Genomic DNA, 19,753 nt, shown 5'->3' with positions numbered 1-19,753 from the left:
TATCTGGAGGAATGGATTACCTTTGTAATTTATTAGAAGACAGAATATAGAATACAGAATTAACTTAAAATTTAAAATTTAAAACTTAAAATTAATATTGTATGGCAGTTTTAGTTGGTAAAAAGGCTCCGTTATTCGAAGCTGACGCCGTGATAAATGGTGGTGAATTTGTCGGGAAATTTTCCCTTGAACAATTCATTGGGAAAAAATATGTTGTTTTCTTTTTTTACCCTTTGGATTTTACTTTTGTGTGCCCGACTGAGATCCTGGCATTCCAGGATAAACTTGCAGAGTTTGAGCAAAGAAATGTAGCAGTGGTCGGATGTTCGATAGATAGTAAATTTTCTCACTGGGCATGGCTGAATACTGAGTTGAAAGATGGCGGCATAAAAGGTGTTACTTTCCCATTGGTATCTGATCTTTCCAAAACCATCTCGGAAAACTATGATGTGCTTGCCGGTGAATATGATTATACGGAAGATGGCGAGTTGGATTTCGAAGGTGAAGCCGTAGCTTACCGTGGATTATTTCTGATCGATAAGCAGGGTGTAGTGCGTCACCAATTGGTCAACGACCTGCCGCTTGGCCGCAGCATTGACGAAGCTCTCCGCATGGTCGATGCACTTCAGTTCTTCGAAGAAAATGGCGAGGTTTGCCCGGCCAACTGGCACGCAGGTGAGACAGCCATGAAGGCCACTGCCGAGGGTGTAGCAGATTACCTTGCGCACAGGCATTAAGAAGTTGACAGTTGACAGTTGACAGTTGACAGTTGACAGTTAGAAGTAAGCAGTTTAATAATCCTGCCAACTGTCAACTGTCAACTGTCAACAGCCTACTCATAGTTTAATAAGCTTCCCTTCACCAGTAATGTTGGTGCTAACTTCCGGCGGGTCGCCACGGTAATAAACGTTGCCGATATTGCCGATCTCTGCGCCCAGCTCATTCTTGGCATAAACAAACACATCATTCGGGCTGTAAGTGTAAATGTAAGTATACATTGAGTAAAGATTTTCAGCGTGAAAGGGGCCATATCCCTGGCTTGAAATGAAGGTGACCTGCGAAAACCCTGTGACATTGACGGTAACTGTTCCGTACAGGACAGATAAATAAGATTTAAATACATTCAGTTTCAGGTCAATTTGTCCTCCTCCCCCGATCACATCAAAATAGACGGAATCATTCGTCCATTCATTGGTGCAGGTAATTTTTCCGGCTGCACGAAAAATAAGGGTGTCCAGTTGGGTAAATGTCAGGTAAACATTCACCGGTACTTCGAAGCTCCGCAGCCAGTTACATGAATTACAATTCCTAAGCACGAGCTTCCCGCTGTCAATCTCAGTTGTGATGCCATCAATGAGATTCTCACCGGCTTCCACTTTTATGCCGGTAAAGGCGCTATCCTGGGTCAGAATAAGATTGATGTTATCGTAAACTTCAACATAATGATACGGAAGACCTGTGCGATCCTGCGTGATAGTTTTCCCGGTTGAACTGACGCATATGCCATCATCTTTGCTACATTGGGTAAGTAATAGCGCCATTACAGTGAAAAATAATTTGATCAGTCTTTTCATCTTCATCTTTTCTTTATCAGTAATATTTGACAGGTATCCTGTAACCCAATCCGAATGTGATATAATCGGCCTTGCCATAATAAGCTTTCAGCGTAAGGCTGCCGAAAAGGTTTTTTGTAATCCTGTAGCGGAGGGCAAGCTTTTCATAGACATAACCATCGCTTTTATCGGCACCTGAAATATTTATACCCAGGTTCATCATAATTGCCATCCTGGAGAAAGCAAGCTCATAGCTTCCTGTCACGCCGGTTTTGACAATATTGATCCGGTGTTTTGGAACGTTACCCCTGACTTCAAGCAGTTTCTCATCCGAACCATCATACGAGATATCGAAGCCAAAACCGATTCTGCTCTTGAAACGCACAGGCCAGAGCAGGTTACCATAAACCACAGCCACAACATATTGGTTCCCATTACCAAGAGTGGCATGTAAGTCTTTGATACCGAATCCTGCATTCAAGTCGAGTTGAAGAAACTTCTTTCCATCGAATTCAAAGGGGACGAGTTCCGGAAGCAGTTTCTGCCTCTGATAAGGGTTTTCCCGGCTCAGCCTGTAGGCCAGGGAAAAGCTAACCCCGGGCATATTCAGGCCATAGTTTGGTTGTTTGATGGCCCCATTGGAAAAATGCATTAACGATACTCCCCCGGCTGCCATGAACCTTTTGCCCAATCGCAGGCGGGCTTCAAGAAGAAGATTGACGGCGCCATTGAGATGAGAGCCAATGGCCAGGTTCTCGAAATTATCATAGCGGTCGTATTTTTGGGTAAGGTAACCGATGCCCACACCAAGCCGGAAATAGACATTAAATCCTTTCTTCTGTAGTAATGGAAAATTAATGTAGGGGAAAATTGCATGAGCCGCCCCCAGGGGCTTGGTGCGACCAAGGTCGGAATACCAATATGAAATCCCGATCAGAGGATAATTGTACATGTATTCCCAACGTGTGCGGCCATAAGTGGCCTTGAGAACGCTTATTTCATAAGCAGGGTAGTGCCGTTTATAAGGCGTTATTTCAATATGATGGTCAAGTGTCCAGCCATAGTAAACCCTGCCTTCCAATACAATGCCATGACTCCGGAGCTTGTGACGGAATTCTTGTTGTGCATTGACAGGACCTGCCAAAAAGAACAGAACCAAAAGCCCGATTGTGCCCCGCAGGGTAAAACCACCGGGTAATGTTCTGAATAGCTTATGCATGACAGGGACTGACCATGAAATAACTCCGAGAATAAAGGTGTGGACAAAATTAGTAAAATACAATCCAGTTAAAGGTAAACCCATAGGTCATTTAACCTTACTTTTGCGTAAAATAAGATTTATGGATCCCCGGATACAATCTTTTGCAAACCTTCTCAATATTATGGATGAATTAAGGGAGAAATGCCCCTGGGATCGTGAGCAGACTTTCGACAGCCTCCGGCACCTGACATTGGAGGAAACTTATGAGCTGTCAGATTCAATCATGGAAAAGGACCCGGATGGAATCAAAAATGAACTTGGCGACCTGATGCTGCATATCGTTTTTTACGCGAAAATTGGAAGTGAAAAGAATGCGTTTGATATCAGGGATGTACTTGACTCGATATGTGAGAAACTGATCAGGCGGCACCCTCATATATACGGCAATGTGCAGGTGAAAAATGCAGGCGAGGTCAGGGACAACTGGGAGAAAATCAAAATGACAGAAGGCCGTGAGTCAGTGTTGGGGGGTGTTCCTCATTCACTTCCTGCACTGGTTAAAGCTTACCGCATCCAGGAAAAGGCCGGCGGTGTCGGTTTCGACTGGGATAAAATCTCGCAGGTATGGGATAAGGTAGTTGAGGAAATGCACGAGTTCAGAAGAGAAGTCGAATGTGCTGAAGAAGATTTTGACAAGCAAAAGCTTGAGATGGAATTTGGCGACCTGTTATTTGCTCTGGTCAATTATGCCCGTTTTATCGATATCAATCCTGAAGATGCCCTTGAACGGACTAACAGAAAATTCATCAAGAGGTTTCAATATGTTGAGAAAGGTGCCAGGAACACGGGCAAGGCCCTTCACCAGATGTCGCTGGAGGAAATGGATGCTTTCTGGAATGAAGCAAAGAGGGCAGGAAATTAAGTCAGCAGTCAACAGTCAGCAGTCAGCAATTTGGAATTTGGAATTTGGAATTTGGAATTATTCTTTCCTGTACCGCCTCCACCTCTCAATCACCGTAGCCATATCTTCGGGCGGTTCGGACTCAAACTGGATCCATTGTTTGGTAGTGGGGTGGATAAAGGCTAGTAAGCGTGCATGCAGGGCCTGGCGTGGGAGGATCGCAAAGCAGTTATTCACGAATTGCTTATATTTTGTGAAGGTGGTGCCTTTCAGGATCACATTGCCCCCATAAGTTTCATCGCCAAAAAGGGGATGCCGGATATGCTGGAAATGTACCCGGATCTGGTGTGTACGGCCGGTTTCGAGCTTGCAGTCCAGCAAAGTCACATATCCGAATCTTTCGATAACAGTGTAATGTGTCACGGCATGCCTGCCCTGGCTACCATCTGAAAATACGGCAAAAACCTTGCGGTCGCGGATGCTTCGCCCGATATGACCGGTAATGGTGCCCTTATCATCTTCAAAATCACCCCAGACCAGTGCAAGATAATGCCGGTCGATCGTGTGATGAAAGAACTGTGCCGCCAGCCTGGCCTGGGCAAGTTCGTTCTTGGCTGCAATCATCACCCCCGAGGTGTCCTTATCAATCCGGTGAACCAGGAAAGGGGTCCGGCCAGGTTCTTTGTCCGGCGAGATCTCCTGGAGATGGAAAGCCAGGGCATTGACCAGTGTGCCCGTATAATTCCCGTAAGCCGGATGCACGACCATTCCTGCCTGTTTGTTAACCACCAGCAAGTCGCTGTCTTCGTATAATATCTCCACCGGGATATTTTCAGCGATGATCTCAATTTCCCTGGGAGGATGTGAAAGAACGATGGAGATCACATCCAACGGTTTTACCCGGTAGTTGGGTTTGACCGGAAGGCCGTTCACCAGTATGTTGCCGGCATGGGCCGCTTGCTGGATCTTATTTCGTGTGGCATTTTCAATGCGGAGCATCAGGAATTTGTCGATACGCAGCAGCCCCTGTCCCTTATCGGCTACAAAGCGATAATGTTCGTAAAGGTCCTGGCTTTCTTCCAGCACCTCCTGGTCTTCATTCATTTCCGGGAGGTCAGCAGACATCTGGATTAATTTTTTATCAGCTTGGAAACAGAAATGATCTGTCCATTCTCGTCCCTTACAGAGATGATATAGAGACCCGGACTGAACCGGGGGATATCGATTGATTGACGAAAGGATCCGGAGAATAATTCTTCACCCGGAAGGCTGTGGATTGAGACACTGAAATTGCCGGTTTCGGTAGTATTTTCATATTTCCCCGTGCATCTGAAATTGATCCGGCTGCCGTTTAAAGGATTGGGGTAGGGGATTATAGACCCTGCATCATAAGTGGGTTCATCTAACCCTGAAACCTGGAATGCCTTACCCAAAACCGGACGCATTAACAGCGCTCCCTGGTAAGTCGACTGGAACCACTGACCTGTGGAGTTGTAGAAGATGTTCTGTTGCGCGTTATTATAACGGTCAAAGCCAAGGTTCAGGTTATTCCCGGTCTGTTGTTCCCAGCCAATATAGAATGTTCCGTTCACAGGCAGCGGCTCATCAAGCATATAGGTATGAAAGCCAAGCAGGCCGGAGGAAAATTCCACTTTCTCGTTAAGCTGGGAATAAAGCACATTTCCCGGTTTCCCGTTTTCGTCCTGCCAGACCATTATGTTAAAAAAATCTGCGTTGGCATCATTCAGTGTATGGTTAAAAAACATCTGAACCGCCCTGAGTGTGTCTTTCATGTTCAGCTTAAAACGGTAAGCTAATTTGGATCCTGCCGGTGTCAACCCGTAACCCTCTTCGGGAGTGCCGTCATCATAAGCATAATAATTAAAGAATTTTTGCCTGAAGGTCAGTGTATCACCCACCGTATCGGTTGGGGTAATATCACCGATAATATAATGCCTAACTTCGAATTCAGCGCTGTCTGTGGAGGATAACGTGGGGAATATAAAGTTCACCGGTGGGCAGGCGTGTGCTGCACAGGAAATGCAATTCTGATAACCGTTTAGGTTGAAAGGGAAGAGATTGCAGTTCCCGCCCGGGTATAGATACTGGAAAGGGCCGTCAACCTGGTAAACCACATAATAATAAGTAGAATTGAAGATGGTCGAATCGAGATTGGTGATCAGCAGATCCAGGTTCTCTTTCATTTCATTGGTGGGGTTGTTGACATATTGGCTGAAAGGCATCGACTCATAATTCTTCAATAAGGAAGGGGCGCGTTCCGCAAAGGTCACATCACGGTAAACCGTGTCTTTGTAGGATCTTCCCATATTGAGGTAGACGTAGTCGACATTCCACTGGTCGCAGTTGCTCCTCCAGCTCGCATTGAAATCGCTGGCCAGGCTTGCAATATTGATAAACCTGAACTGGAAATCTTTCCTGAAATATTTGACGCTGTCAAGAATAGGGATCATGACCTGCCTGCTGTAAGTGCCATATTCCTGGTAAAATTCTGCCAGAGTCATTCCGCTGGAACTCCAGACCCGTTTCCATTTAAATTCAGGGCTGAAGATCGAATCGCAAGGCAGCTGGATCATATCTTCATAAAAATAATAATCACCGGCGATAACGAAAAGCCCGTTTCCGCAAAGCCCGAACGGGCTGTAAACAGTGTCACCAGGGAAAATAGTATCACCCAGATGGATATAATCACTCAGTGGCACCCAGATAGAATCATACGTATTTGTGAAAACAGAGTCACCGGTAAAATAGCCAAATTGCAGGATCAGCGAGTCAGGGCCTTCCGGCGGGTTTGCCCTGCCTTGCGGCTGATAGAAGAAGCTGAGATAAATTGAATCGGCCAGGGTGGTATTCCGGGGTACAGGATTGAAGATGGAATCCAGCCTGATCGGCCTTGAGGTGAGGGAATCTGCCTGGAACGGGAACTGGCTGGCATTGGCATGTAATTTACCTTTGCCGCTGATGGCATCGAGGGTAGCCACACCCACATTGACTGACCGGTATCCGAAGTTGGAGTTGACATAAACTTCTTCATCCATCCAGCGGGAATTGTCAGGGTAAATCCATGTTTGGGAGAAATCATCGAAAAACGGAAGATGGACGGATGCCTCTTCTTCACTGTTGTTTCTGATGCCGGGCCCTGATTGCAGCCTTTCATATTCTGCCCGGATGACCGGATTTTCAAATAGACCCGAGACCACTTCCTGGGCAATGGGATTCAGCCGGATACCGGCTATAATGATGATAAAAAGAATGATTTTCTTCATTATTCTTCTTCAAGTTCATCTGAATTCTCATCAAGATCTATCGGCTGGTCCACTATGACAGCTGTATCAGGATTATTTGATCTTAAGAGGGAATCAAAGTTGAATGTTAAATCAGACCGGAGATACAAGGTGATGGAGTCACCTGGAAGCATTTCGATATTCCACGGGGGATATTGCCGGTAAACCCTGCTGTGAATAGGATTTGCCTGGTCAAAGTAATGCATCCTCCCGGCATTAAAAGAAGCCATTTGAAGGGACCCGCTGGCTTCATCGCGGGTAAGCCCTACAACAAACGGAACCCTTGATCTTTGGTTTTCACTCAGCCCTACCAGCAGATCAATTTCACTTCCTTCAAGGATTTCGGTGCCTGCAATGAGGGTGTCACCATTGAAATATTGTCCAAGTACCGAATTCCCGGCAAAATAAGGTGTGAACAATAATCTCCTGATTTTTAAACCGCTAGTCCTTAATGTCGTGACTGCCTGCCTGACAGTTAAATCTTTCAACTCCGGCATGATGCTCATTTTAGGCGTATAGGAAACCACAGTCATATAAACGGTTCTTCCTTCTTTTGCTTTCGACCCGGCAGAGGGATTCTGCTTAATTACTGAACCGGGGATAAGGCTGTTGTCGTATACAGAATCAGTTACAAGGAAATGAAAAGCCCGGGTCGCTTCATTTTCATGCAGTTGGTCAAGCGTTAATCCTTCCAGGTCTGGCACAACATAAGCCTCACCATGCCGTGTATAGGTTTTGAGCAAACCGATCACAATCAGTAACAGAATGAACGTAAGAATAACTGATATCCCCAGGTGGATATAAAAATTCTTTTTAAAGAGAAAACCGAGGAAGCTCATTTTTACTAATTTTATCCCGGACAGGTATGGACCTGGTTAGACTTATTATAACGTAAAACTTACCTGTTATTGCGTTTAAAGCGACAAAGATATGAATTTTATTGTGTGATCTCCTGACTGATAAACCACCTGAAAGATGAAGCAGAAAATTGCAATCATAGCCGGAGGCGACTCCGGTGAATATGAAATTTCGATCAAGAGTGCCGGTGTTGTGAAAAAACACCTCGACAGCGCGAAATTCGAGTGTTTCATTATAGTTATCAGAGGAAGGAACTGGTTTTGCCACGACAATGACGGAACTGTTTTCCCTGTAAATAAAGAGGATTTTTCTGTTAGCCTGCCCGGGAGAGCGCTTTCATTTGACGCAGTTTTCGTGGCCATTCACGGAACGCCCGGGGAAGATGGCAAGATCCAGGGGTATTTTGACCTGCTTGGTATCCCTTATACTTCCTGCGATCAGGCCACTTCAGCCCTGACTTTCGATAAATTTTTCTGCAATCACTATGTGAGCAGTTTCGGTGTGAAAATATCCAGGTCTATAGTTCTGAATAAAAATGAAAAGATCAGTGAAGATGAAATCCTAAAGCGGATCAGCCTTCCCTTTTTTGTTAAACCGAACTGCGGAGGTTCCAGCGTGGGGACATCCAAGGTGAAAAAGCGGGAGGAATTAATTCCCGCATTAACGCTGGCATTCCATGAGGATAGCCGGGTCTTGCTGGAAGAGCACATCCCCGGCCGTGAATTATCCTGCGGCACGATCAAATATAAGGGGGCGATCAGGACTTTGCCTATAACCGAGATTCTCAGCAAAAAGGAATTCTTTGATTATGAGGCGAAGTACGAGGGAATGTCTGATGAGGTCACCCCTGCAGATGTGCCGGGTGAAATAGCCCGGATGATCAGCGATACATCGTTAAAGTTATACAAATTGCTGAATTGCAAAGGAATTGTCAGGTTCGATTTTATTTTGAATGATAAGGAATTATACTTTCTGGAAGTAAATACTGTTCCCGGTTTATCGGAACTGAGCATTGTGCCGCAGCAGGCGCTCAGGGCAGGGATCAGCCTGCAGGATTTGTTTTCGGAAGCTGTGATGAACGCTTTAAATGATCGATAAGCTTCTGGGTAGCCCGCGCACGATGGCTGATATTGTTTTTTTCTTCCGGGGACATTTCTGCAAAGCTCAGGTTAAATCCATCAGGTAAAAAAACGGGATCGTAACCAAACCCTTCTTTTCCCCGCTTTTCATGAAGAATAGTGCCTTCCACGGTTCCCTCGAACTGCACTTCTATGCCATTGATTATTAATGATATCACAGTCCGGAACCTCGCCTTACGATCAATCTTACCTTCCAGTTCATCCAGAACCTTGAGTATATTGTTCGCCGGGATACAATCTTCTCCGGCATACCTGGCCGATTTAACGCCCGGCTTTCCTTCCAGTGTTTCTATCTCCAGCCCGGTGTCATCTGCAAAGCAATCCTTCCCGTATTTATTCCAGACATACCATGACTTGAGGGATGCATTCCCCTCAAGTGTCGCGGCATCTTCCGGGATCTCCTCATTGCATCCTATATCGACAAGGTTGAGAATCTGGAATTTATTGCCAATGATTTCCCTGATTTCCTTAAGTTTATGAGGATTATTTGTAGCGAAAACGAGCTCTTTCATGGTAGTTAATTCTGATTAATAATCACTCCAGGCTCCAATCAATCTCATTCACTCCCTGTTCCGAAAGGATCTGGTTGGTACGGGAAAAATGCCTGCAACCGAAAAATCCCCTGTTTGCAGATAGAGGAGAGGGGTGGGCTGCTTTCAGGATATAATGCCTGCCGCTGTCGATCAGGCTTTCTTTTGCCTGGGCATAGTTTCCCCATAACAGAAAGACCAGGTTTTTCCTTTTTTCGCTCAGATTCCTGATGACTGCATTGGTAAATGTTTCCCAGCCTTTATTCTGGTGGGAGGTGGGCTCGTTGGCCCTGACAGTCAGGATCGCATTGACAAGCAATACTCCCTGGCTGGCCCATTTCGTGAGGTTACTGCTTTTCGGGACCGGAATACCGAGGTCGGATTCGATCTCCTTGAATATATTTACCAGCGAAGGGGGATGAGGCACCCCATCGGGAACGGAGAAACACAGGCCATGTGCCTGCCCGGGGCCATGATACGGATCCTGTCCAAGAATTACCACCTTTACCCGGTTGAATGGAGTATGGTTAAAAGCGGAGAAAATCAGTGGACCGGGAGGATAAATGATGTGCTTTTTTTTCTCTTCCCGGAGAAATTCCGTTAATCCCTGGAAGTAAGGTGCATCGAATTCTTCCTGGAGGACATGCTTCCAGCTTTCTTCTATTTGCGGGTTGATTGATTGCATATTGCCGGTTTCTTTGTTATTAATGCCCGGAAATTTTCTCTGGTAAAAGTTTTATTTTCTTACAATATATTTGAATCTTTAATGTTTTTAAAAGTAAATAAATTTATCTTTGTGACGATAAAGGTTTGTTAAACCACATCATTTCACCCTTGAACCTATGAAAAAACTGTTGATTACTATCATTGCGTTAGGACTATACGCCCTGGCCATGACTTCGTGCTCGTCATCAATGGATTGCCCTGCCTATGGTGAAGTCCATAAATATCAGATAGAACAAAGATATTAATCACTTGTTCTGCCGACAGACGGAGATTCTGGCATAATCGTTGTAAAGTTTACAAAGAGATACGCGGATTTCTGTAGTTTCAATTTTTATGAAAAATTCCCCGGTCATATTATCTTTTTGCATGCTATTCATGCTGGTCATGATAAATAATGTTTTTTCCCAGGATGAAGAGCTGGAAGGATATGATAGTATTGCCGACAGGGTACTACTTAAAAAGGAATTAACAGGTGGTGTGACAATTCATATTTTAGGAATGGGTGCGAATTTCCGGAAAGGGATCAACAAGACCTTTTTCAATTCCCGTATTTTTGAGATCGAATTTGTCAGCATGAAACATCCCAAGCAGATCCGTGTAATCAATCCGTATTATTATGACGCGAAGAGTTATGTTTATGGCAAGCTCAATCATGTTTATATTCTCCGGGCCGGCTATGGATTTAAGAAACTATTAAACCGCAAGCCTTACTGGGGAGGCGTTGAATTAAGGGTTTTATACATGGGCGGACTGTCTGTGGCTTTTGCCAAGCCTGTCTACCTTTATTTCTGGGATGAAACTTACACTTATGTAAAAGAAGAGAAATATAATCCCGACAATTACTATCATAACAGCGAATACATATATGGACGTGCACCTTTCACGGATGGGCTCGGTGAATTGAAGGTTTACCCTGGCGTTTATGCCAAAGCCGGCCTGAATTTTGAGTTTGGCGCATTGAACAGCAAGATCCGCGCCCTTGAAGCTGGCGGGGTGGTGGAGTACTTCCCGATTGCCATACCTATTATGGCTTTTAACCCGGCTCAGAATTTCCTGGTTACCTTTTATCTTAATTTTTCTTTCGGGAAAAGATATAATTAATCAAAAGAAAACAGGCTGCCTGAGCTATTGACACTGACAGGTCTAACGACGCTGTCAGGTCGGCATTTAACCTGTCAGCGTGCGTAGCACCTGACAGTGTTAATAAAAAAACAGGCTGCCTGAGCATTTCCGGACAGCCTGTCAGAGTTAATTGAAGAAATTTTATCTTTTTATGACCAGTTTTTTGGTAAAGACGCTTTCCTGGTCAGACATTCTAAACAAATAAATGCCATCCCGGAGGAAAGAAACATCAACCGGAACGGTTTTATTTCCTGAATCGAAGCGAATATCCTGTTTTAGTACCGTTTTTCCCACCAGATCAGTGATAGTGAGCTGGAAAGAAATTCTTTGCTTATCCAGAAGCTGGATGTAGATTGTATTTATAGCCGGATTAGGATAAACAGCCAGTTTTCCACCAAGGCCGGGTTCACCTATACCCACCGGCGGCAAAGTGGTGAATGACCAGGTACTGCTCCATCCTGAAGTATCCAAACCATTGATGGCCCTTACACGCCAGAAATATTCGGCATCTTTCTCAAGGACAATCGGCACGATGAAGCTATTTTCAGCCACAGGTACGATCGCACTGACCATGGGGTCAACAAATGTGTTATTATCATTAAATTGGACCTCATAGCCTGCAATGCCTGTTAATGCTTTCCAATTCAAAGGAGGGGAAAGTTTGACATCAGTAGCCCCATTAGCTGGTGTTTCCAGCACAACAGTATTAACAGTGGTAAACGTCCAAGAAGCTGACCAGTCGGAAATGTCAAAAGCATGAAGAGCCCTGGCCCTCCAGTAATAAAGTGTCCCAAACTTCAACAATTCTGCGCTGATCTGGATTTCAGTAGTAGCAAGAAATATCGGGGACCCATAGGCAGGGTCATCATCAACATGGACCTCATAACTTACCAGGGTTGAAATTTTTTTCCATTTCAGCAGCACATCAAGGTTCAGATCCGTTGAATTATCATTGGGTTTATCGAGTTCCACCGTTGCAATGGTGGTAAATGAACGTGCCCCTGACCATTCAGAGATGGCAAGGTCATGTTTGGTTCTCATTCTCCAGAAATACTGGGTGCCGAATAAAAGATCTTTGATTTGAACAGTAATGATATCACCGGGTACATGTTGTATAGTTGCAAGCGGACTGCTGAAAGCATCATCATTATAGCTGATCACGGCGCCGGCTTCACCAGCAATGAAACCAATTGAGCCAGTCAGGCCAACTGCGTTCAGGGTAGTGGCCGTCCCACCTGATTGACTGAACCATTCGATCCCGTCAAATTGGAGAACAGCACCGGTTTTACCAACGGCCCATGCATTATCCGGGCTGGTGAAATAAACTGCATTCAGGTCTTTTGTTGTAAAGTTATGTTCAAGCTTTTCCCAGGTTCCGGTATTGAATTCCAGAAGGAGCCCGCTTTTACCAACAGCCCATCCATGATCGGCAGAAGTAAAGCCCACGCTGAAAATATCCTTTGTAGTGCCAGTTTCCTGCACTGACCAGGATGAGCCGTTATAAAAAACGGCTAAGCCGGTTTTCCCGACGGCCCAGACATGTGTCGCATCAAAAGCGAATACTTTAGTCAGGTCTTTGGGCGCGTCATATTGCAATGACCATTCGCTGCCATTATAATAAAACAGGTATCCCTCTTTACCGACTGCCCAGCCATTGTTGGCATCCAACATATGGACTCCATTAAGGTCCCTTATGGAATCATTGGCTTGTGCGACCCAGGCAGTACCATCGTAATGAATGATTTTACCGTTTTTTCCAACAGCCCAGCCATTGTTTGCATCCAGGAAATGTACGCAGTACAGGTCTGTGGAAAGATTGCTTTCCTGCTCCACCCAGGAAGTTCCGTCAAAGAAAAGGACAACTCCACCGGCGCCCACAATCCAAACATGGTTCTCATCCAGCGCAGCTATTCCGTAAAGGATTCCGCTCTGGCCCGAATTAACCGGCTTCCAGAAGTATGTTGTGTCGAACTGGTAATCATACTCTGTAATCCCTGTAATAGCATTCCAAACGAGAAACAGATCCGTGTTTTGTTCCAAAGCATCAGTGGGCTTGTTCAGGATTACTCTGCGGATGACCCTGAAAGACCAGGTTTCTGACCAGCCTGATACATCATTCCCATCGACGGCACGCACGTGCCAGTAATAAGTTTGACCGAAAAGGAGCATTGATGTTTTGTAACCAGTAAGGAATTCAGTCTGAAAATTCACCGGGTTGGCGAAAGCCGGGTCGGTATCAAGCTGGATATCGTATGTAATAATGCCTGTATTCCCTCCTGTAACTGCATCCCAGTCAAGTACCACATCGGGCATCTGATCAACAGCACCATTTACCGGAATTTTGAGTTCCGGGGTGTAAATTCGTTCCTGAGCTGTGAGATTAAGTAATCCAATCAGGCTGATGAGCAATGTGGTTATAAATATTCTTTTCATCTCTTTACTTTTTATTTAGGTGAAAATGAGATCCTTGATAATTGATGATTATTGAACGATAAATTTTGAAGATGAACGCTGGTCTCCCATCGTCAGGCGTATGATATAGGTGCCTGCACTCAGGTTGGCAATATTAATGATAGCATCATGCCTGCCTTCAGGCCTTATGCCCAGGTCGACACTTATAACAAGATTTCCCGTGAGATTGTAAATTCTGATCTCAACATTACCCGTTGTCACCGTTTCAAAAGCAACGGTCACCCTGTCATCGGCGGGATTCGGGTAAATCATGAAACCATTTTTATTATCAATTTTACCGGGTTCTGAAATGCCTACCGGCTTCTGGAAATTATCGAGTGAGATGAGGCCCCTTCCGTATGTTGCTCCGTAAATCACCCCATAATTATTGACCCCGTAATAGATGACATAAGTCGTGTCGATATTCACAAAAGCCAGCGTATCATTGCCTTTTCTGACATTCTGCTGCTTCAGCATAAATACCGGTACGCCTCCCAGGTTATTGTTTTCAGCCACCCAGGTCGGGTTGCCAGATCCTATGTTATTTGTAACATAAATGCCATTTTCTGTTCCGACAAAGACCAGGTTGTTATCAGGATCCATTTCGAAAAGTGAAGAATAAGCCGGTGCCTGCGGGAGGCCACCGTTACCGGGGTCGCCTTGAGCCGAGATGAATACCGGGTTTTCAGCAAGGGCATTATTTGAATAAAAAACATAGTGCTCATTACCATAGTTGCCAAGGGTGATCATGACCCTGCTGTCATTATTTGGATCTACAGAAACGGATGTTATAACCTGTGAAATTTCCGTTGTCGTGCCTGGCAGATAAACAGGTATCTGTTTGGTGGAGATCACACAATAAGCGCTGTTTACATCGGCCGTTTCATAATTATAAGCATACTTTATATTCGAAATCCTGTAAAGCTTTCCTTTATCTGTGCCGACAAAAAGGTGGTTTGCATCAGATGAATAAGCCATGCACTGCGGTTTATCTGCGACACCATCATGTGCCGTGTCGCTGATGACAAACCATTCAGGATTAACATTGAATTGAATCATTTGTTTGGTCATTAACACACGGTTATCGCCGCCGATGAAAAACCTTGCAGTGATAATATCCGGCACACCGATCGAATCGCCTGGTGTGAGAGCAACAGGGGTGATATATTTAAAAGGCCGTTTGCCATTATTGCTTTCAATCCAAATTACTGATCCTGCAGCGAAATGCCTGGTAATTTTATATTCAACGGTATCTTTTGTGTTGAAATCTTCGAAGTTTTCATAGAGCAGGAAGGGTGAAAGAAAGGCTGTGCTTGCATAGATAGTAGTAGCTGGGAGCATACTAGCCGCCCAGTCGGGTCCACCGCCGAACTCATTACGTCTGAACTCTGGGGGGGGAAGGGGGGTTGCCACAGATTGAATACGCCTTGAATAGATAACAGCTGTCGGATAGATTAAAGACATTGCACAATAACCGCCGGTTTTGCCGTCAGGCACATCACTCTGAGTGGTCCAGATATCCTCGCCTCTTTTACTATCGGAGGGATTGGCAGCGCCGTTAATAAAGATAGTGCCGATATCCTGTGCGCCTCCCAGTACATTTTTCTTTTCCAACGTCGGGCTGACAGTATAGAACTGGCTGGCGATATAATCCTTGTTCATGAATTGGAATACATAGAGTTGCGGATTAACCGTGCCCATTGATATACCTCCGTTGGTGCCTGCAAAGAAATTGTTTGGAGAACCGGGCATAAATTGATAGGTGTGATGCCCTTGCCACAGGAATGGCTCGTCTAACCAAAAAAGGACTGCAGATGAGCGTGAAATCCACTGGTAGAATCCTTCATCAAGGATTTTTTTGCCTTCCCACATATCCTGCCCACCGATGAGAATGTGATAAGGATCATCCGGGAACACTTCGATAGTCGCGGCAAATAACCCGATGCCCTGGCTGATGTTACTTCCCGTATTAAAGATATTGAAATTCGAACTACCGCCGGGCCCGACTACTACCCAATTCATACCTTTATCATCTGACCGGTAAATATTCTTTAGTGCCCCGCTGGAAGTGACTACCAGTGCATAAATAATATCGTTATCAGCAGGTGCGATTGAAAATTCAATCCTTCCAACACCGGTAACAGGAATATTATAAGTAGAATCGCCTGAACGCAGTATAAAGTTGCTAGGGTCACCGTTTTCCGAAACATAGCAAAGATTATTGACTTCTGCTACGACCATGCCGTTAGCAGCCATTTTAACATCTTTAGAGTTCAGGGACAATTCAGCACCTTCGGAATTTTTTGCAACCTGCCAGTTGTTTCCGCCATCACCCGAGAATTTCAAACCCGTGTTTGTAGCGGCAAACAATGCTCCGTTGGCGGGATGGGCAGCCAATTCATTGATAAAGCCCCATTCAAGTTCACTATTGCCATTCAGGATGGGTTTTGTGGCAGGCAGAAGGTTGAAATTCAAACCATCAGTGGATTTGAATATCCCTTGCCCCATTAAACCGCCTGTATAGCCCCACTCTTTGAGAACCGTATATTCCTGGACGTTAAAGCCTTCCCCGGTACTCACAAAAATATCACCGTTACCGGCCTGGGTAATGCAGGTCACATTCAGGTTTCCATCCTGCACGATCTTGGACCAATTCTCACCGCCGTTTTCTGATCTGAATATGCCTCCTGTGACACTGCCGGCATACATAATTTTTCCGCTGGCATCACGGTTATCAAATAAGATAGCACGGGTCCGGCCACCAATGTTATTCGGTCCGAGAAGATCCCAATCAAAATCATACTCATTGCCGGTTCTGATCCCTTCCTGCATTTTAACCTGCTGAATGGCCTTCAGGTAATCTGCCGGACTGATTTGCCCGGTTACCTGGTTGTTCTTTATTTTGGAAATGTAGTCCGCTGCCGTTTCTTTTTGGGTAACAGATTTATCATCGCCGGTAAAAGCTGCAGATATTAAAAGAGAGGAAACAAAGATGGCAGAAATTAAATAGCCCAGGGGTAAAGGTCTTTTATTCATATAAATAGAATTTGATTTTTACAACATATCGTCTTATCAGAAACAGACGCCCAATTTACACTATTTTTATATACACTCAAATCTGCTATAGTTAAAATTTTAACAAAGATATTGATAAAATCCGGGTACTGTTCGATGTTACAAATTTAAAATTAAATAGATAAGTTTCAAACCGTAATCAGTTAGCGGTCAGGCAAAATCAGTAAACGGCAGGAGGTCAACTTGCTCCGTTATCGACCTTTTATACTGATTATCAGAGTATTTATTATGAAATATTAAATAAGGCGGAAGGCTTCGGTCTTTACCCAGCCGACATGACCGTTGGCCAGACGCACTTCGCTCCAACCTTCTACCAGGTCTGTAATAAGCACTTTTGTCCCCTCATGAATGACAAATAAGTCAACGCTGGCATCATTCGGGGAGCTTTTTACCGTAACGGTCGGGGTGAAAATAATAGCTGAATTATGCCGGCTATAGTCCCTGTATCCTTCGATGCTGAAGATAAGTGACACTAACATCAGGACCAGGAGCAGGATTCCCGACCAAAATGATATCTTCCTCAGAAATATCGAAACCGAGACAATAAATAAGGTTAATGCAACCAGTGCCAGGATAAAACCAATCACTCCGATTTTAGCCCAACGGTCTGAGGAAAATGTATCCCTTGCCGATTTCCACCAGGTTCTCAGGAAAAACTCAGGCAATGGCTCCATCTTGTCAATAATCCTGCTATTGGCCAGGTCAAGATTGAATTGGATATTTTCATCAGTGGGATCCAGTTTTCTCGCTTTTTCATAATAAAGGATGGCGGCCGGGATATTGTTCAGTTTAAAGTATGCATTGCCGAGGTTGAAATATAAACTCGAAGACTCCATACCTGATTCGAGGACACTTTCATATTGAGAAATGGCTGAAGTATAGTCTGTTGATGAATAGGACTGGTTACCTGCCTCGATGAGGCTTTCAAGGTTTGTCATCTGGGCCGGAAGATTCATGGCCAGTAGGAAAAGACAAAAGATAATCACCAGGTTCTTCATGGATTCGATTTATTTCAATTCCTGTTCAATTTTGCTGATAACTTCAAGAGCCTCGTTATAAATACCTTGCATTTTCTCAGATTTATCGCCCGGTGCAAACCTGGCGTATTCGCAATTTTCAAGTACTCCGGTAAATTTACGAATGCTTTCTTCACTGATACTTTTATCAGATAACCGCTGATTGACGCTTTCAATCGATAAATCAGAAAGCGGGATGTTGAACTTATTACTTATGTAACCCCATAATGCACGGGAAATTTCTTCAAAAAATGCCCCGGTCGAATTGCTTTGGAGGTATTCACCGGCTTTTTGAAGGTTTTTCCTGGCGACTTTATTGGCTTTCCTGTTCCTTACAAGGGCAATATTTCCGCTTCTCTTTTTATTTTTTGACCATAGAATGATGATCGTGATAAAAAGCAACGCCGGGATGATCAGCCAGAATATAAAAGATGATGATGCTATGAAAAATGAATTGATACGATAAAGCTGGATATGTCCCGTCTTTATGTGCCTGATGTCGGATCCGATGAACTGTATATTTTTCTGACTTACACCACTGTAAGTTATACCGCTTGATTCATCCTCACCTTTATTTACTTTGATATTGTAAAGGGGGGTTGAAAGAGTAGTGTAAGATTGTTTGACAGGATCAAAAAATGAAAATTCGACCGGTTTGATTTGAAATTCTCCCGGATTGCGCGGTATGATAAGGTATTCAAAGGTTATGCTGCCGGAGATACCGTTGGAATTTTTCGTAAGATCATTGGTGATCTTCGGATCGTAGGTTTCAAAATCAGGAGGAAACGACAGAGGCATGGCTTCGATCAGTTCAAGGTTGCCTTTTCCTGATATGGTAAACTTTAATGTTATGGGCTCATTTGATTTTAATTCAGTCCGGTCGATTTCCGAAGAAATATTGAACGACCCTACGGCCCCGCTGAAATCCAGCGGCTTACCGCTGGCAGGTAAGGGTTTTACATTGATGGACAGCGGATTGGACTCCACTTTAAGTTCGACATTTTGAAAATTCCGGTTAAAGAAAGGGTCGTTAAAAAAGCTGTCGAAAAAAGGGTCCCGGGTTCGTGAATTTTCGACTTTGACCTGCGCCACACATTGCAGCTCCATGGGTTCGATTTTGATCTCCCCGCTTCGCTGGGCATACAGGGCGATTTTCCGCAGATCAGCTACAACATACTCTTTCCCGTTAACTACTTCATTTGATTGTTTTAAAGGATCATTGTCGTTCAACAGGCTTTTATTCCAAAACCCGGGGAAAGAAGAGATCTTGCTGATATTGATCTGGGAGATCGGTATGGTTGTGTAGATTTTATAAGTGACGATTACCTGTTCGCCCTGGAAAGGCTGGGACCGGTCGACCGTTGCTTTGATAAAAATATCATTTTTATTGACACTTTCCTGCCTTGCCTGGGCAGGCCGCTGGTTTCCCTGCTGAGTAGGCGTCTGGGAAGAGGCCGATTGAGAAACATTGATTGTCAGGGAATTGGATTCGTAAGTTTTTCCTTCAGTGGTGACTTTAGCTGGGTTAATGTTAAAAGTGCCTTCTTTGGTTGCCTGTAGATAATAAGTGTAGGAAACCTGGAAAGATTGTGAGACTTTACCATTGATAAACTGATAACTCTGGTTCGTTGACTGGTTCGGACCACTCAGCACGCTGAACCCCTCAAAATCTGGTCCTTCAAAACGATCCACCTGTTTATTGACCGTATAAACCACCCTTAATTGTTCCCCAACCTGGACACTGCTCTTTGCCGAAGCCGTGAATTCAACTGCCTGGCCAAGGATATCATCCGTTACCCCTTCCAGGATAGCCAAAACAAATAATATTCTGAGGATTCTTATCATTTTTTGACCGTGCTGATATTTCGTTGTTTCTTTT

15 protein-coding genes are annotated in these 19,753 nt (G+C 44.5%); 4 read left to right on the top strand and 11 right to left on the bottom strand.

What is annotated here, in order from left to right; genetic code table 11:
* Positions 1 to 101: 101 nt before the first annotated feature.
* Positions 102 to 737, top strand: coding sequence for a peroxiredoxin (locus tag M0Q51_00695; protein MCK9398497.1), 636 nt, complete (start codon positions 102 to 104; stop codon positions 735 to 737).
* A 99-nt stretch (positions 738 to 836) separates the two neighbouring features.
* On the opposite strand, the gene M0Q51_00690 is transcribed toward M0Q51_00695, so the two are convergent.
* Both M0Q51_00690 and M0Q51_00685 read right to left on the bottom strand, forming a co-directional pair.
* Positions 837 to 1,574, bottom strand: coding sequence for a DUF2807 domain-containing protein (locus tag M0Q51_00690; GenBank protein ID MCK9398496.1), 738 nt, complete (start codon positions 1,572 to 1,574; stop codon positions 837 to 839).
* Between the two features lie 16 nt (positions 1,575 to 1,590).
* On the bottom strand, positions 1,591 to 2,772 hold the full coding sequence (locus M0Q51_00685) for an acyloxyacyl hydrolase (protein ID MCK9398495.1): 1,182 nt from the start codon (positions 2,770 to 2,772) through the stop codon (positions 1,591 to 1,593).
* Between the two features lie 121 nt (positions 2,773 to 2,893).
* Between M0Q51_00685 and mazG the strand changes: the two genes are divergently transcribed.
* Complete coding sequence (gene mazG, locus M0Q51_00680; GenBank protein MCK9398494.1) at positions 2,894 to 3,676, top strand: nucleoside triphosphate pyrophosphohydrolase; 783 nt, start codon at positions 2,894 to 2,896, stop codon at positions 3,674 to 3,676.
* Between the two features lie 57 nt (positions 3,677 to 3,733).
* On the opposite strand, the gene M0Q51_00675 is transcribed toward mazG, so the two are convergent.
* Genes M0Q51_00675 through M0Q51_00665 form a run of 3 tightly spaced genes read right to left on the bottom strand, consistent with a single transcriptional unit; the run spans position 3,734 to position 7,796 of the window.
* Positions 3,734 to 4,780 (bottom strand): RluA family pseudouridine synthase, encoded by a 1,047-nt coding sequence (locus M0Q51_00675; GenBank protein ID MCK9398493.1) that lies wholly within the window; start codon positions 4,778 to 4,780, stop codon positions 3,734 to 3,736.
* Positions 4,781 to 4,785: 5 nt separating this feature from the next.
* Positions 4,786 to 6,939: a T9SS type A sorting domain-containing protein gene (locus M0Q51_00670; GenBank protein ID MCK9398492.1), complete on the bottom strand. Its 2,154-nt coding sequence runs from the start codon at positions 6,937 to 6,939 to the stop codon at positions 4,786 to 4,788.
* Complete coding sequence (locus M0Q51_00665; GenBank protein ID MCK9398491.1) at positions 6,939 to 7,796, bottom strand: PASTA domain-containing protein; 858 nt, start codon at positions 7,794 to 7,796, stop codon at positions 6,939 to 6,941. The genes M0Q51_00670 and M0Q51_00665 overlap by 1 nt, the downstream gene beginning before the upstream one ends.
* A gap of 136 nt (positions 7,797 to 7,932) precedes the next feature.
* Here M0Q51_00665 and M0Q51_00660 point away from each other — a divergent pair, with 136 nt between their 5' ends.
* A complete protein-coding gene (locus M0Q51_00660; GenBank protein ID MCK9398490.1) occupies positions 7,933 to 8,913 on the top strand; it encodes a D-alanine--D-alanine ligase in 981 nt (326 codons plus the stop codon).
* Here the strand turns inward: M0Q51_00660 and M0Q51_00655 are convergent.
* A complete protein-coding gene (locus M0Q51_00655) occupies positions 8,858 to 9,466 on the bottom strand; it encodes a non-canonical purine NTP diphosphatase (GenBank protein MCK9398489.1) in 609 nt (202 codons plus the stop codon). The two genes, M0Q51_00660 and M0Q51_00655, sit on opposite strands and share 56 nt — an antisense overlap.
* A 22-nt stretch (positions 9,467 to 9,488) precedes the next feature.
* Positions 9,489 to 10,160 (bottom strand): uracil-DNA glycosylase, encoded by a 672-nt coding sequence (gene ung, locus M0Q51_00650; GenBank protein ID MCK9398488.1) that lies wholly within the window; start codon positions 10,158 to 10,160, stop codon positions 9,489 to 9,491.
* Between the two features lie 383 nt (positions 10,161 to 10,543).
* Here ung and M0Q51_00645 point away from each other — a divergent pair, with 383 nt between their 5' ends.
* Positions 10,544 to 11,311, top strand: a complete 768-nt coding sequence (locus M0Q51_00645; protein MCK9398487.1) for a hypothetical protein — start codon at positions 10,544 to 10,546, stop codon at positions 11,309 to 11,311.
* Between the two features lie 162 nt (positions 11,312 to 11,473).
* Here M0Q51_00645 and M0Q51_00640 read toward each other — a convergent pair whose 3' ends face one another.
* The 4 genes from M0Q51_00640 to M0Q51_00625 form a co-directional block, all read right to left on the bottom strand.
* A complete protein-coding gene (locus M0Q51_00640) occupies positions 11,474 to 13,765 on the bottom strand; it encodes a T9SS type A sorting domain-containing protein (protein ID MCK9398486.1) in 2,292 nt (763 codons plus the stop codon).
* A 48-nt stretch (positions 13,766 to 13,813) separates the two neighbouring features.
* On the bottom strand, positions 13,814 to 16,819 hold the full coding sequence (locus M0Q51_00635; protein MCK9398485.1) for a T9SS type A sorting domain-containing protein: 3,006 nt from the start codon (positions 16,817 to 16,819) through the stop codon (positions 13,814 to 13,816).
* Positions 16,820 to 17,094: 275 nt separating this feature from the next.
* On the bottom strand, positions 17,095 to 17,856 hold the full coding sequence (locus M0Q51_00630; GenBank protein ID MCK9398484.1) for a tetratricopeptide repeat protein: 762 nt from the start codon (positions 17,854 to 17,856) through the stop codon (positions 17,095 to 17,097).
* Between the two features lie 9 nt (positions 17,857 to 17,865).
* Entirely contained in the window at positions 17,866 to 19,719 is a 1,854-nt protein-coding gene (locus tag M0Q51_00625) for a BatD family protein (GenBank protein MCK9398483.1), read from the bottom strand.
* Between the last annotated feature and the right edge of the window lie 34 nt (positions 19,720 to 19,753).

It is taken from the genome of Bacteroidales bacterium (assembly GCA_023229505.1).
In the GTDB taxonomy this organism is placed as follows: Bacteria; Bacteroidota; Bacteroidia; order Bacteroidales; family JAGOPY01; genus JAGOPY01.
The sequence above is the reverse complement of the archived record's forward strand: the minus strand, read 5'-3'. Positions and strand labels throughout refer to the sequence as shown.